Annotated in this window: 16 protein-coding genes; 8 read left to right on the top strand and 8 right to left on the bottom strand. The window is 63.2% G+C overall.

What is annotated here, in order from left to right; genetic code table 11:
* Positions 1 to 69: 69 nt before the first annotated feature.
* The 4 genes from A6B35_RS26235 to A6B35_RS26220 all read left to right on the top strand — a co-directional run bounded on the left by A6B35_RS26235 (position 70) and on the right by A6B35_RS26220 (position 2,706).
* The gene (locus A6B35_RS26235) at positions 70 to 450 is read left to right on the top strand and encodes a nuclear transport factor 2 family protein (protein ID WP_006202500.1); all 381 of its coding nucleotides are present in this window, start codon (positions 70 to 72) and stop codon (positions 448 to 450) included.
* A gap of 159 nt (positions 451 to 609) precedes the next feature.
* Positions 610 to 1,500, top strand: coding sequence for an NAD(P)-dependent alcohol dehydrogenase (locus tag A6B35_RS26230; RefSeq protein ID WP_006202499.1), 891 nt, complete (start codon positions 610 to 612; stop codon positions 1,498 to 1,500).
* Positions 1,501 to 1,548: 48 nt separating this feature from the next.
* On the top strand, positions 1,549 to 2,280 hold the full coding sequence (locus tag A6B35_RS26225; RefSeq protein ID WP_040582846.1) for a helix-turn-helix transcriptional regulator: 732 nt from the start codon (positions 1,549 to 1,551) through the stop codon (positions 2,278 to 2,280).
* A 30-nt stretch (positions 2,281 to 2,310) separates the two neighbouring features.
* Entirely contained in the window at positions 2,311 to 2,706 is a 396-nt protein-coding gene (locus A6B35_RS26220) for an acyl-CoA thioesterase (protein WP_006202497.1), read from the top strand.
* A 501-nt stretch (positions 2,707 to 3,207) separates the two neighbouring features.
* On the opposite strand, the gene A6B35_RS26215 is transcribed toward A6B35_RS26220, so the two are convergent.
* Complete coding sequence (locus A6B35_RS26215) at positions 3,208 to 3,576, bottom strand: winged helix-turn-helix transcriptional regulator (RefSeq protein ID WP_006202496.1); 369 nt, start codon at positions 3,574 to 3,576, stop codon at positions 3,208 to 3,210.
* Between the two features lie 93 nt (positions 3,577 to 3,669).
* Between A6B35_RS26215 and A6B35_RS26210 the strand changes: the two genes are divergently transcribed.
* Positions 3,670 to 4,275 (top strand): NADPH-dependent FMN reductase, encoded by a 606-nt coding sequence (locus tag A6B35_RS26210; protein WP_006202495.1) that lies wholly within the window; start codon positions 3,670 to 3,672, stop codon positions 4,273 to 4,275.
* 54 nt (positions 4,276 to 4,329) lie between these two features.
* Here A6B35_RS26210 and A6B35_RS26205 read toward each other — a convergent pair whose 3' ends face one another.
* Positions 4,330 to 4,731 (bottom strand): winged helix-turn-helix transcriptional regulator, encoded by a 402-nt coding sequence (locus A6B35_RS26205; protein ID WP_006202494.1) that lies wholly within the window; start codon positions 4,729 to 4,731, stop codon positions 4,330 to 4,332.
* A gap of 92 nt (positions 4,732 to 4,823) precedes the next feature.
* Between A6B35_RS26205 and A6B35_RS26200 the strand changes: the two genes are divergently transcribed.
* Positions 4,824 to 5,804 (top strand): quinone oxidoreductase family protein, encoded by a 981-nt coding sequence (locus A6B35_RS26200; protein ID WP_006202493.1) that lies wholly within the window; start codon positions 4,824 to 4,826, stop codon positions 5,802 to 5,804.
* A gap of 72 nt (positions 5,805 to 5,876) precedes the next feature.
* On the opposite strand, the gene A6B35_RS26195 is transcribed toward A6B35_RS26200, so the two are convergent.
* From A6B35_RS26195 to A6B35_RS26170, 6 genes are all read right to left on the bottom strand, one after another.
* Complete coding sequence (locus tag A6B35_RS26195; RefSeq protein WP_006202492.1) at positions 5,877 to 7,178, bottom strand: glucoamylase family protein; 1,302 nt, start codon at positions 7,176 to 7,178, stop codon at positions 5,877 to 5,879.
* A gap of 338 nt (positions 7,179 to 7,516) precedes the next feature.
* Entirely contained in the window at positions 7,517 to 8,827 is a 1,311-nt protein-coding gene (locus tag A6B35_RS26190) for a hemolysin family protein (RefSeq protein WP_006202491.1), read from the bottom strand.
* A 103-nt stretch (positions 8,828 to 8,930) separates the two neighbouring features.
* A complete protein-coding gene (locus A6B35_RS26185) occupies positions 8,931 to 9,638 on the bottom strand; it encodes an LssY C-terminal domain-containing protein (RefSeq protein WP_006202490.1) in 708 nt (235 codons plus the stop codon).
* 73 nt (positions 9,639 to 9,711) lie between these two features.
* A complete protein-coding gene (locus tag A6B35_RS26180) occupies positions 9,712 to 10,515 on the bottom strand; it encodes an extensin-like domain-containing protein (protein ID WP_006202489.1) in 804 nt (267 codons plus the stop codon).
* Positions 10,516 to 10,659: 144 nt separating this feature from the next.
* Positions 10,660 to 11,562: an extensin-like domain-containing protein gene (locus A6B35_RS26175; RefSeq protein ID WP_006202488.1), complete on the bottom strand. Its 903-nt coding sequence runs from the start codon at positions 11,560 to 11,562 to the stop codon at positions 10,660 to 10,662.
* A gap of 77 nt (positions 11,563 to 11,639) precedes the next feature.
* Complete coding sequence (locus A6B35_RS26170; RefSeq protein WP_006202487.1) at positions 11,640 to 12,065, bottom strand: DUF3775 domain-containing protein; 426 nt, start codon at positions 12,063 to 12,065, stop codon at positions 11,640 to 11,642.
* 180 nt (positions 12,066 to 12,245) lie between these two features.
* On the opposite strand from A6B35_RS26170, the gene A6B35_RS26165 reads away from it, so the two are divergent.
* Both A6B35_RS26165 and greA read left to right on the top strand, forming a co-directional pair.
* On the top strand, positions 12,246 to 12,785 hold the full coding sequence (locus A6B35_RS26165) for a tetratricopeptide repeat protein (protein WP_006202486.1): 540 nt from the start codon (positions 12,246 to 12,248) through the stop codon (positions 12,783 to 12,785).
* A 275-nt stretch (positions 12,786 to 13,060) separates the two neighbouring features.
* Positions 13,061 to 13,534 carry a transcription elongation factor GreA gene (greA, locus tag A6B35_RS26160; RefSeq protein ID WP_006202485.1) on the top strand — a complete coding sequence of 158 codons (474 nt, stop codon included), beginning with the start codon at positions 13,061 to 13,063 and terminating at the stop codon, positions 13,532 to 13,534.
* The last annotated feature ends 83 nt before the right edge of the window (positions 13,535 to 13,617 follow it).

Raw genomic sequence — 13,617 nt, 5'->3', positions numbered from 1 at the left:
ATCATGGTGACAAAATCTGTCCCTGTGCCGCGCTAGTTCAGGTCATCACCACACACGAAAGGAAAAGTGATGACTGAGACAACCGGAAAGGCGCTGGCCGTCGCGCGGATCTATGCCGAAGCGATAGCGAGCAAAGACGTCAACAAGATCATGTCGGTGTCTGCCGAAGACGTCATTTGCACGTCGCCGCTCGGCCAGATTGGTGGAGCCGCGGCTTTTCGCGGGTTCCAGGAAGGCTTTGCAAAGATGATCAAGAAGGTGACTGTCGTTGCGGTCTTTGGCGATGACGAGCATGCCGTCATTGTCTACGACGCGGACACACACCCGGTTGCGAACGCGGTCGTCGCCGAACACCTCGTCGTCAACAATGGCAAGATCGCTACCACGCGGGTGATCTACGACGCGTCGCCGTTTGCAGCCTACGTGGCGTCGCTGCAGGCGCAGCACTGAAACGTCCGGCAGATTCGGGCACACCGGCTGTCGCCCGCTTCGGACACCATTCCCCACAAGGCGCCGACCGGACACCCGCAACGGGTGTCCGGGTGAGCGCCCCTATGGAGTAAATCTGTGAAACGGATTCAATATCGCGCATATGGCGGCCCTGAGACGATGCGGCTGGAAGACTTCGGGCTGCCGGCGCTCGCCAAGGGCGAGGTCGCCGTCAAGGTGAAGTTCGCCGCGACCAACCCGATCGACTGGAAGGTACGCCAGGGCAACTTGAAAATGCTGACGGGGAAGGCCTTCCCGCGTGCAATGGGGAGCGACTTCTCCGGCATTGTATTGGCTGTCGGCGCAGGCGTGTCTCGATTGAAGCCCGGCGACCCGGTGTTTGGGCTGTCGCGGTTGAAGGAGAGCGGCAGCTTCGGTGAGGCCGTGGTCACCAATGAATCCTTCGTCGCCAAGAAGCCGGACGAATTGTCGTTCGAGCAGGCCGCATGCCTTCCGACCGCCGGCGTCATGGCGTGGATCGGCCTTGTCGATAAGGCTGGCCTCAGGGCAGGACAGCGCGTTTTCGTCAATGGCTGCACGGGCAGCGTCGGTGAGGCCGTCGTGCAACTCGCGCAGATGCTCGGAGCCAAGGTCTCCGGAAGCTGCGGCGCAGATTCGATGCGCAGAGCCCAGGATCTCGACGTCTTTCCCGTCTACGACTACCGCCAAACTGATCTGGCCACGATCGGCGGTCGCTTCGATGCGGTCTATGACACGGCGGGTACGATGCCGGTGAGCGCGGGCCTTCGTCTCCTTGAAGGCAATGGAGCACTGCTGGATATCCACGCCACTCCCGGCAAGTTCCTCCGCGCGTTCCTGAACAGGAAACTCAAGCTTTTCTTCTGTACGCCACGGGCGGATATTCTCGACGGGCTCGCCGCCGCGGCGGTGAATGGCAAGATGCACATGACCATCGGCGAAACGGTGTCGCTGACCGAATCCATTGGACTGATCACCGATCTTGAGAAGGGGCGAAAGATCGGCGGCAAGGGGTTGATCGCCATTGGATGACCAAGGTGTTGGTGACATTTTTTGGCACGAGCTGTGCTATAGTATCCCATGTCGAAGAGCCATCGATTGTTTGACCTCATGCAGGTCCTGCGTCGGCACCGCCAGCCGGTGGCAGGGGTCGAGCTTGCACGCGAAGCCGGCGTCTCGCTGCGGACCATCCGTCGTGATGTAGCGAGCTTGCAGGCCATGGGAGCGGAGATCGATGGAGAGCCGGGCGTCGGCTATGTCCTGAAACCCGGCTTCTTGCTGCCGCCCTTGATGTTTTCGCTGGAAGAAATCCACGCTCTCGCGCTTGGTGCTCAATGGGTCAGCCGGCAAACAGACAACGGTCTTGCGCTTGCGGCGAACAACGCGCTCGGCAAGATCGGTGCGGTGCTGCCATCCGACGTGCGGCATGAGCTGTACGACAATGCCTTTCATGTCGGCCGTCGCCCGACGCCGCTGCAATCCTTGGATTTGGGTATGCTGCGACAGGCTATGCGCGAGCAGCGCAAGGTTCACATCGCTTATCGTGATCCACAGGGAGTTTCGACGGAACGTGTCATCTGGCCGATCTCGCTGGGGTTTGTTGAGACCGCGCGCTTCGTCGCCGGCTGGTGCGAGCTACGGCAGGATTTCCGAACCTTCCGCGCAGATCGGATCGAGCGTGCCGAGCTTCAAGCCGACCGCTATCCGGGTCGCCGGCGGGACCTCGTCAAGCAGTGGCGGTCCCAAGTCGCGGACGAAGACGATCACCTGGCTGATGGCGCGTTGACGCCTCGACGGCATGCCGATACGTGATTGGACCTGCTATCTTGAGGGGATTTCCGCATGGTGCATTACGCTGAAGGACGGCCGATCGGTGATCTGACGCTGAGGACGCTGGCCATGCCTTCGGACGCCAATGCGGCGGGCGATATTTTTGGCGGCTGGGTGATGGCGCAGATGGACCTTGCCTGCGGCATCCGCGCCGCCGAGCGCGCCAAGGGCCGCGTGGTGACGGCGGCGGTGAAGGAGATGTCGTTCGCCAAGCCGATGAAGATCGGCGACACGCTGTGCATCTACACCCATGTCGAACGTGTCGGTCGCACTTCGATGACGCTCAAGGTCGAGGCCTGGGCGCAACGCTACCTGTCCGACCTGATGGAGAAGGTCACCCATGCCGATTTCGTCATGGTGGCGCTGGACGGCGAGGGCAAGCCGAAGGCGGTCCCGGCGGAAAGCTGACCGGCGCGATTTTCGCACATTCCCGACGACAGAAAGCTCTTGCGGGGGCCGCCAGTGGCGACCTCCAAGCGAGTCCTTGGTGCGCTGCCCGCGAATGCGGCGACAGCAGGGCGGCGCGGCCGGAAGACAATGCGTCAACACATGCTGAACGGTGCTGTTGTGGGTGCTTTTGCGACCCTGGCCTGACGGCCCGGTGCGACATCCATCGGCATGGTTCCAGGGAGTGGATGCGGGCGCAAGTTGGGCATCGGAGAATTGCGCCATATTCGGTAGCCGGCCAAGTGCCTGACATGCATCCGTGATGCCGTCAGATGCATCTGCGGGATCGCTGCGTAGCCGCCATGATCAGAGAGCCATGCCTCTGCCGATCGGCAGGAATTGCTCGATCCGAAATCGATCCGGGAGCCGGTCAGATCAGGAGAGCTCCGCGGCGCTTGACGCGACCGCGGCGGCGGCGCGCCGATTGAGCGCGGTAGGAAAAGACCTTGCAGCGCAAGGGTTTCAGGCGTGCATGCCGTCAAACTTTTCGCGTGCCGCCCTGACGCGATCGGTGTTCCTGCGTGCCCATTCGCCGAGCGCGCTGACCGGGACAAGCAGCTCGTGGCCAAGCTCGGTCAGCTCGTAGTCGACACGCGGCGGGATGGTCGGAAACACGGTGCGGGTGACGAAGCCGTCGCGCTCCAGCCCGCGCAAGGTGGTGGTCAGCATCTTCTGCGAAATGCCGCCCACGGCGCTGCGCAATTCGTTGAAGCGCAGCGGTCCGTCGCCGAGCTTGCCGACGACGAGCACGGTCCATTTGTCGCCGACACGCTGCAGGATTTCCGAGATGGCGCGGCAATCCTCGGAGCGGTGCGGGTGCCTTGGTAACAAAAAAGTGCCTCCTTGCGCTTGGCGCGGACAGTCACTCATATATCGCAGGTATCCAAACGATACCACTATTTCCTGCATGGAGAGCCTCCCAACATGTCCAAGCCCAAAATCGCTATCGTCGTCGGTTCGACCCGCGCCGCGCGTTTCGCCGACGTGCCCACCCAGTGGATCGCCAAGATCGCCAAGTCGCATGCCGACATCGACGTCGAAGTCGTCGATCTGCGCGATTTCCCGCTGCCGTTCTTCGACGAGGTCGCGTCCTCCGCCTGGGCGCCGTCGCAGAACGAAGTTGCGCAGCGCTGGCAGAAGAAGGTCGCCGAGTTCGACGGCTTCATCTTCACCGCCGCCGAATACAATCACGGCCCGACGGCCGTGCTGAAGAACGCCATCGATTACGCCGCCAATGAGTGGAACAAGAAGCCTGCCGGCTTCGTCGGCTATGGCAGCGTCGGCGGCGCGCGCGCCGTCGAGCAGCTGCGCCTGCATGCGGTCGAACTGCAGATGGCGCCGGTCAAGTCGGCGGTTCACATCGCCTGGGGCGATTTCCTCGCCGTCCGTCAGGGCGAGAAGAAGCTCGAGGAGCTGGAACACCTGAACCAGGCCGCCACCGCGCTCGTCAACGACGTCGCCTGGTGGGCCAAGGTCCTGAAGGCAGCGCGCAACGCCGATGCGATCGACCAGGAAGCCAAGGCGGCCTGATCGCCTTTCGGACTATCCTCCCAAGGATATGGGGCGGCGCTTGCGCCGCCCTTTTCAATTTCCGGAAGCTGCTGGCGCGTGCTGCGGCTGTCTTGGCCTGATGATGCAGTCGGCCAGGTGATCCTGTTCGTCCAGCTCGTCGGCATGGTGCTGTCCCCATTCGCAGAGCGCCAGCAGGATGGGCTCGAGGCTGAGGCCAAGCGGCGTCGCGGAATATTCGACGCGCGAGGGGATTTCGGCGAAGATTTCACGGCTGACGAGGCCGTGCTCTTCCATTTCGCGCAACTGCTGGATCAGCACCTTCTGGGTGATAGTGGGCACTTGCGATTTCAGCGCCGACAGCCGCCTGGGCCCATCGAAGAGGTGATAGAGGATCACAGCTTTCCAGCGGCCCGAGATTACTTTCAGGGCGCGTTCCGCCGGCAGCATCGGCAGTCTCTTGATCGGTCCGGTCATGGTCACCTTCCGGTCAGCAGGGGAGAAATCAGTGTGTAGTCCGAGCCTCGCAAATAGTGGCAATCAGCAGCCGTTGCCATAGCGAGGTTGCCATGAGAGCCATTCAACTCACCCGTTTCGGCGGTCCCGCCGTTCTTGACGTCGTCGACATGCCAAAGCCCGAGCCGCAACGCGGCGAGGTGCTGGTCCGCGTCCATGCGGCCGGCGTAAATTTCTTCGAGGTGCTGATGCGCGCCGATCGCTACGCGGTCACGCCGCAATTGCCCATGATCCTCGGGGTGGAGGCTGCCGGGGTTGTAGAGACCATTGGGCAAGGGGTCGATGCAAAGCTGCTTGGCGCACGCGTCGCGGCACCGCTCTTTGCGTCAAGCCACCCCTTCGGCGGCTATGCCGAGTATGTGACGATCGATGCAGGCCTGGCGGTGCCTTTGCCTGATACGCTCTCCTTTGAGGATGCGACGGCGTTGATGGTGCAGGGGCTGACAGCCCTGCACCTGTTGCGCCAAAGCCCGCCGGCCGGCAAATCAGTACTGATTGGGGCCGCTGCCGGTGGCGTTGGTTCCCTGCTTGTCCAGCTTGCCAAACGAGGCGGCGCAAGCCGCATCGTCGCGGCTGCTGGCAGCAAGTCCAAGCTTGATCTTGCCGTGTCGTTCGGGGCCGATGGCGCGGTCGATTACAGCCAGGCCGATTGGGTCGCCGCGGTCCGGGAAGCAACGGGCGGCGCCGGCGTCGACATCGTCTACGATACCGTCGGCGGCTCGCTAACGGCGGCAGCGCTCGCCGCACTCGCGCCTTGCGGCGAGTTGGTGTTTGCCGCGCTCGGCAGATACGCGCTGAGCACAGCTGACCTGGAAGCGATGATCGGCCGCAACCAGTCGCTCAGGGGGTTCGCCCTGCTGCCGCTGCTTTCGCCCGCGGGGCTGCGAGAGAACCTGTCGGAACTTTTCCAGCTTGCCGCCGGCGGCGCGCTTTTCGTGACGAAAGGCGCACGCTTTCCGCTCGGCCAGGCCAGCGAAGCGCATCGTCTGCTGGACGATCGCCGCTCGACCGGCAAGGTCGTGCTGGTGCCTTGAGTATCGCGGTTGCTCAAATCGTCCAGAGTCCGGTCGCAGACCCTGTCCACACTGCCGCCGGGAGCGGACTTGCTACAGCCAACCGCCCGAAAAGCCGGCGCGGCGCAGCCCCGTGGCGATGGCCGGCACGCGGCGCATCAGTCGCCACAGGAAGTCCGACCGGTAGTTCTCGATCATCAGGGCGATCGGTCCCTGATTGATGCCGACATGGTCCGGCGATACCCAACCGCAGGAGCGGCCGTCGGCAGCGGCGATTGTCGGATTGAAGCTTGCGGTGAAACCGTAGGGATTGCCCTGGTGCAGGTCGATCTCGTGGAAATGGCGCAGCGCCGGCAGGACGATCTCCGGCGCAAAGGGCAATGAGGTGATCGCCGCCCATGGCGACAGCGTGCCGTCATCCGGACCGAAAGGCGCGCCGCGCGCCAGATAGCTGTAGAAGCGGCGGCCACCTACTGTCTTCTGACGTTTTGTCGGGCCCGGGCCGTCGCTCGCGGTGATGCCCCAGCAAGTCTCGCCATAACCACTAAAACCCTTCGGATTGCGGATGGCGTAGTCGCGCTGCAGATGGGTCGCCTGGCGGCTGTTCTCGAAATAGTCGCTGCCGTGACTGCGCATGAATGCATCGCGGATGCCGCGAAAATCGATCCAGATATGCGAGAACTGGTGGATGAACAGCGGGCCGGCATAAATCAGCTCCCGGCCATAGATCTTTTTCCACTTGTAGGTGGACAGCCAGGCCGCGTAGCTCTCGGGCGGCAGCGGATAGGTCGGCGAGCCGAGGCCCAGCACATAAAGGATCACCGCCTCGTCGTAGCCTTGCCAGCGGTAGCGCAGGAAGCCCTTTTCGGGCCGCCAGCCATGCGTGACGGTGGCGCCGCCGTTCAGCGCCCAGCGCCAGTCGGCGCGGCGGTAGAGCGCATCGGCAAGCCGACGGATTTCCAGTTCGGATTCGTCGTCCGCATCAAAATAGGCGCCGGCCGCCAGCATGCCGGCGAGCAGAAGCGCGGTGTCGACCGTGGACAGTTCACACTTCCAGACGCGGCGGCCGGTCTTCATGTCGAGGAAATGATAGTAGAAGCCCTTGTAGCCGGCGGCGTCGGGTTCCGGCCCGTGCGGCGCGTTCCAGAAGAAACGAAGCGTGGCGAGCGTGCGTGCAGCGGCGGCGGCGCGCGTCATGAAACCGCGCTCGACACCGACGGGATAGGCCGACAAAGCAAGCCCGACGGCGGCTATGCTGGCGGGCGAGGCTGGCGTGTTGCGGTCGGCGACCAGGCCATTTTCCGGGTTGGCCTCGTTGAGGAAATAGTCGAAGGACAGGCGCTGGGTGTTCGAGAGAAGCTCGTCGTTCAGCTTGTGTTCGCCCGATGCATCCATGGCTGCCGATATAGAAGTTTTTTGTTGCGGGTCCCAGCCTTTCGGCCGGTCAATCATCGGTGAGAAAAGCAACGCTCGATTCCTGCAAATCACATTCTAGGAATATTATCCTAGATAGGGAAATTTTGCAATGGGGATCGCAATGGTCAGACGCAACAAGCCCAAGCAGGCCCGGAACTGGAGCGGTTCCTGCTGGATGTGGGAGGACTGCGTCGCGCCGCTGATATCGCCGCAATGCGACGGACTACCGCTCGATGCGGAAGCTGCATGAGGCGGGATCACCGGAAGGAAGTCGATTTCATCCGGTGGCACGCGACAGGGCAGTGAATGTTCGCCGCTTACCGCGCCACGGGGCGGTGGCCGTCGAGCAGGCGGGTGGCGATCAGCTTGTCGATGCGGCGGCCGTCGAGGTCGACCACCTCGAAGCGCCAGCCTTGCGCGTCGACGCACTCGCCGGTCGCCGGCAAATGGTGCATGTGTGACAGGACATAGCCGGCGACGGTCTCGTAGTCGCGGTTTTCCGGCAGGTCGATGCCCAGAATGTCCGCCATCTCGTCGGCCTGCATGTAGCCGGCGAGCAGCCATGAGCCGTCCTCGCGCTTGACGGCGTTTTCCTCTTCGCCGGCGTCGAGGTCGGCGCGGAAGACACCGGTGATGGCTTCCAGGATGTCGGCCGGGGTGACGATGCCTTCGAAATGGCCATACTCGTCATGAACCAGGGCCATCGGGACATCCGATTCCTTCAGTTTCGACAGCACGTCGAGTGCATCGGCCTGGTCATGCACGATGGGGGCGGCGCGCACATGGCGGCGCGGCTCCAGCGCCCTGCCGCCGAGGATCGCCGCCAGCACGTCGCGCGTCTGGACGACGCCGATCATGGCGTCGACGCCACCGTCGCCGGCCGGCAGGCGCGAATGCTGGGTCTCCATCAAGAGCTTGCGTATGGTGGTCTCGTCGGACTGCAGGTTGATCCAGTCGACCTCGGTGCGTGGCGTCATCACCGCGCGCACGGCGCGGTCGCCGAGCCGCATGACGCCGGCGATCATGCGCCGCTCGTCGGATTCGATGGTGCCGTGGTGCTCGGCCTCGGCGACCAGCATCTTGATCTCCTCGTCGGTGACCTTCTCCTCGCTCTCTCCGCGCTGGCCAAGCAGCCACAATATAGCGCGACCGGAAATGTCGAGCAGGAAAACGAGTGGCGCTGCGACGGTGGCAAGGATGGTCATCGCCGGCGCGACCCTCGCGGCAACGCGTTCGGGATCGCGCAGCGCGATCTGCTTTGGCACCAACTCGCCGACGATCAGCGAGCCATAGGTGATGGCGGCAACGACAATGCCGACGCCGAGCGGGTCAGCGGCGTTTTCACGAATACCGGTCGATGCGAGGAACTGCGCCAGCCGCGCGCCGAGCGTGGCGCCGGAGAAGGCGCCGGAGAGCACGCCGACCAAGGTGATGCCGATCTGCACCGAGGACAGGAATTTGCCAGGATTGGCGCCAAGCGCCAGCGCGCGGCCGGCACCCTTGACGTTGCGGTCGATCATCGTCTTGAGGCGGGCCGGCCGTGACGAGACGATGGCAAGTTCCGACATCGACAGAAGGCCGTTCACACAGATGAGGACGACCACGGTGGCGATTTCAACGTAAAGCATGCGCGGTCAATAGCATTGCGGCGAGGTCTTCGAAAATAGTCGGCCATGATTTTTAGAAGATCACGCCTCACGACCATTTCAATCCAAACCCGGACCCATGATCTCAAGGCAATTGCCTGAGCATGCCAATCACTGCCTTGCCGTCGGTGAAATAGGGATCGCCGCCGCCATTGCGCCCGGTCTTCGTCGCACCGATGCCTGGTAACTCGCTGGTCGAGATCAGCATGCGGGCGGCGCGGAGGTCGCCGATCAGGAAGTTACGTTCGGCATCGATGTCGGGACCGATATGGTGGGTGATGGCGCCGGTGTCGTGACTGAGGCCGACGCCACGGTCGAAACTGGCGGATCCGAGCCAGAGCGGCCGCCCATCGTCACCGCGGGCGTCGGCCTGCCAGAAGCGGACGTGGTGACGCCGGTCGGCGCTGTCGCCGACCGACTTTTCAAAGGCCAGATCCTGGGCGCGGCCCTCGAACAGCAACCGGCTGACCGGAGCGTCAGGGTAGGGGCGGCCGAACAGCACACTTTCGCCGATCTCGATCGCCGTCTTCAGCGTGACGGCGTCTGCCGTATCCCAGCCGGCGACGGCGAAGGCGTGGACGACCTCCTTTTCGGTGCCGACAAGGCCGACATTGATCGGGTCGCCCGGGATGCCTTGCGGCGTATGCGTGATCATCTCGAAGCGCTGCGTGCGGAAGCCGCGGTCCCGCCACGTCCAGAATTCGGGCGCCGCGAAATAGGCGAGCGCCAGATAGAAGGCGCAGAACGCCGCCAGCCAGATTGCGGCGCGTCGTCGAAGGGTGCGTTGGCTCATCCGATACCGCCGAACATGTACGGCATCATTCTATGCGGCGTTGCCTGCCTTGGGCAGAGGTATCCGTCTGGGCTCAGCGGCAGGCGCGGTAGCCGCTCTTGCGGTTCTTGATGTCGAAATGGAAATGGTTGCGGTGGTCGTAATTGTAGCCGGGACCGAGCACGGTGGTGAAATACTGGCAGCCGTCGGCGCGCACGGTGTTGAGGAAGCCGCGGGTGCGGAAGGCGAACAGGCCGGGCTTGCGCACGTCGATGTCGTCGCCATTGTTGAGCTCGATGCTCATCACGTCGAGCGCATTGCCCTTGCCGTGCTCGGACAACACACCTTCGCCGGCGATGTTGCGGCAGGAATAGCTGGAGCCCTGGTGGATGGTCTTGACGCCGGAGAAATAGCGCCAGCGGGCGGACGGCACGAGTTCGTTCTTCGTCCAGCCGGCGAAGGTGGCGGCCATGTCGCAGGTCAGCGTCGCGGCGGGTTTCATCTGGATGCTGCCGATGGCCGAGACCTTGACCGGATAGTCGATACCGCATTGTCCTTCATGGATCGGCGCCAGATCGGTGTAGGCGACGCGGAGGCGCTTCAGCTCGCTGCGACAGTCGACCTCGCTGGCCGGCATCTGCTCGAGCGGCGACATCGGCTCGTCCATGCGCGGATAGGCGGCTGTCATATAGGGGTTGGAGGGAACGAGACGCTGCATGCCCTGGTATTCCGGGGCGGCGGCGGGCACCGCGGCGGTCTGGCTGCCGACATCGACGGCGGGCTGGAGCGAGAAGACATCTCCGGTGGTGCAGGCCGACACCGCCGCAATCGCAAGCATTGTCGCCAGCCGCCCGACGGCGATGCGCGCATGTTCCTTGTACCGTGCCATGGCAAACATGGCGCCAGATCTTGCGGCCATTGAAAGGCATCCCTGTCCCCGGATGGCACAAGTCTAGTCGCCAAGAGTAAAGGAAAAATCAGCGCCGGCGTTCACGGCTGCGGCCAAATTGCGGCGCGCCGCTCTCTACACCACGCCTTTCGCTCACTGGCAGAAAGTGCCGCCGTGGCGACGCGGCTCAAGGTCGAAGTGGAAGTGCAGCGAATGGTCGGCGTCGCTGCCCGGACCAAGCACGGTCTTGAACGGCCCGCAGGCCGCCTTGCGCACCGCGTTCAGGAATTTCGCGTCCTTTTCGGGCGGCGCCGGGCCGACCTCGATCTTCTTGCCGTCCGAGAGCGTGAAGGTTGCAATGTCGAGCGCGTTGCCGAAGGCGTGCTCCGACAGCTTTCCACCGTTATGGCGCGGCCGGCATACGAAGGCGGAGGCCTGGCCGATCGACTTCAGGTCGGCGCTGAATTCGGCTTTCGCCACGGGCTGGACGACATCGGCGACAAAGCGTGCCGACGCCTCGGCCATGGCGCAATTCAGCTCGGTGGCAGGGGTGATCGCGACGGATTTTCCGAGTGTCTTCAGCGTGATCGGATAAGGGATCGAGCAGCCGATCTCTTGATCGCGCTCGGCCTTGTGTTCCTCGAAGTCGACGCCCAGCGATTTCAGCCGTCGCCGGCAGGCCAGTTCTTCCTCGGGCATTTCACCGGCGGGAATTGAGGCCGATCGCGGATCGGGAAGGGGCTTTTTCTCCTGCGGCGGTTTCTCCGGCAGGCCCGGCGCGCTAGCCGGCGGCACTGCCTGCGTCGGCTTTTCGGCAGGCATGGGTGCCGCTGCCGGCGGTTCGGACGGGCCGGACGGCGCGTTGGTCGGGCGCGGCTCGGGAACCGGAACGTCCGCCGGCTCGGGTTCCGGCGTTGGTCCCGGTTGATTGAGCTCGGGCACAGGCACGGATTCAGGAAGTTTCGGAGCCTTGGCGAGCACTGGCCCCGCCAACAGCATCGCCGCCGCCAAAGGCAGCGCCAGTCTGTAAAATCCGGGGAAGGTCAGCGCCGCCATCGCCCCCCAAACGGCGGGGCCGTGCGGAAGTTGCCTCGGAAAGCGCATTCGGCCGATCACGATCGGTAACCGCAATGTCACGCGCCGATCACTTCCAGTCCTTCTTCCAGCCAATCGGCAAGCTGCGGCATGCCGAGCAGATATTTCGCCGTGCGCTTGTTGGCACGCTCGCGCGCGGCCGCCAGCGCGTCGGCCCATTCCGATGCGTCGTAGTCGCCCCGGCCGACCCAGGCCAGCGCCACCAGTTCGGCCGCCTCGTCGACATTGAGGTCGTTGATCAGTTCGCGAAATTCCTCCTCGGTCAGGTTTTCCGAACTTTCCTCGGCGAGACCGTCATGGTGATGGTTGTCGTGCGACTGGCCGTCGAGTTCGATCTCATGCTCGGCACCGTCGGCATAGTCTTCGTTGACGGCAGCGCTCAGCGCCTTCGCCTTGAGGATGAACAGGCGCACGGTGTCCGGGCCGATCGAAAGCTCCCATTCCCTTTCGAGGCGCTGCTGCACGGGCCTTCTCCGCATGCTCCATTGGCCGTTTGCCGGATGATAGCGGATTTACGGCATTCGTCACGTCATCTTCGGTACGCGGGGTGTCAAACTGGAAATGCTGGCGCCGCTGTTTCTTTCCGGGATGAAACAGCGAGGCACCTGCGTTAGTATCGCATTGTCATTCTCAAGGAGACTTCGATGCGCAGACGTTTGCTGATTCAGGTCATGGCTGTTGCCGCCCTGCCGCTGTTTGCGGCCCCCGCATTCACGGCTGGTGAAGGCGGTGGTGGTGGTGGTGGCGGCGACACCCCCAAGTGCAAGAAGGGTGAGGTCTGGGACAAGAAGCTGAAGAAGTGTGTCACGCCGAAATACGGCATGCTGGACGACGACAACATCTATGAAGCAGGCCACGATCTGGCGATGGCCGGGCGCTATGACGAGGCGATCGCCGTGCTCAGCCTTGCCGCCAACAAGCAGGATCCGCGCATCCTCAACTATCTCGGCTATTCGCATCGCCATTCCGGCCGCATCACGGTCGGCCTCGGCTATTACGAGGAAGCGCTGCGCATCAACCCTGACTATACGCTGGTGCGCGAATATCTCGGCGAGGCGCATCTGCAGATGGGCGATCTCGCCGGCGCCCGCGAGCAACTCAGCGAGATCGAGAAGCGCACCGGCAAGGGTTCGCGCGAATACGGCATGCTGGCCCAGCAGATCGATCATTTCATGCGGAGCTGATCCGATCCGCCAAGCATTGGACCGGCTGCGGGCGATCGCAGCCGGTTTTTTGTTGCCTTCCTGCGCACCTGCCGCAACGTCAGGTTCGGAATCGGCGGGGGATTTTTCAGAAACCCCTTTTTTTGGGCGTGAAAAACGCGTGAAGATTGCTATATTCAGCCAAATTGCGGTGAAACGGTTCCGTTAGCCCGAGGCTGCCGGACCGTTTTCTTTTTGTACCCATCGACAAGGCTATCCCCGAAACGCGGGGGTGGCGGCAGGAAAGGTCAGGCATCATGAACAAGGTCCCGATGACAGGCGAGGGGTTCGCGTCATTGAAGGAAGAACTTCGCTGGCGCCAGCAGCAAGAGCGGCCGCGCATCATCGAGGCGATCTCCGAAGCGCGCTCGCATGGCGACCTTTCCGAAAACGCCGAATACCATGCTGCGAAAGAGTCGCAGAGCCACAATGAGGGTCGCGTCAACGAGCTCGAAGATCTGATTGCGCGGGCCGAGGTGATCGACGTCACCAAGCTCAGCGGCGACAAGGTCAAGTTCGGCGCCACTGTGGTGCTGGTCGACGAGGACACCGAAGAGAAGAAGACCTACCAGATCGTCGGCGACCAGGAAGCCGACGTGAAGTCCGGTCGCATCTCGATCTCCTCGCCGATCGCCCGCGCGCTGATCGGCAAGGAAGTCGGCGACGCTATCGAGGTCAATGCACCGGGCGGTGCAAGGGGTTATGAGATCGTCCAGGTGCAGTTTATTTGAGGCACTGGCTGTCGTTCTGCCTTTAGGCAGAAACCTACAATATCAATACGTTGCGCCGCCCCTCATCTGGCTGCCACCATCTT

The organism is Mesorhizobium amorphae CCNWGS0123 (assembly GCF_001686985.1).
GTDB lineage: Bacteria > Pseudomonadota > Alphaproteobacteria > Rhizobiales > Rhizobiaceae > Mesorhizobium > Mesorhizobium amorphae.
This window is presented reverse-complemented; position numbering and strand designations above follow the sequence as displayed.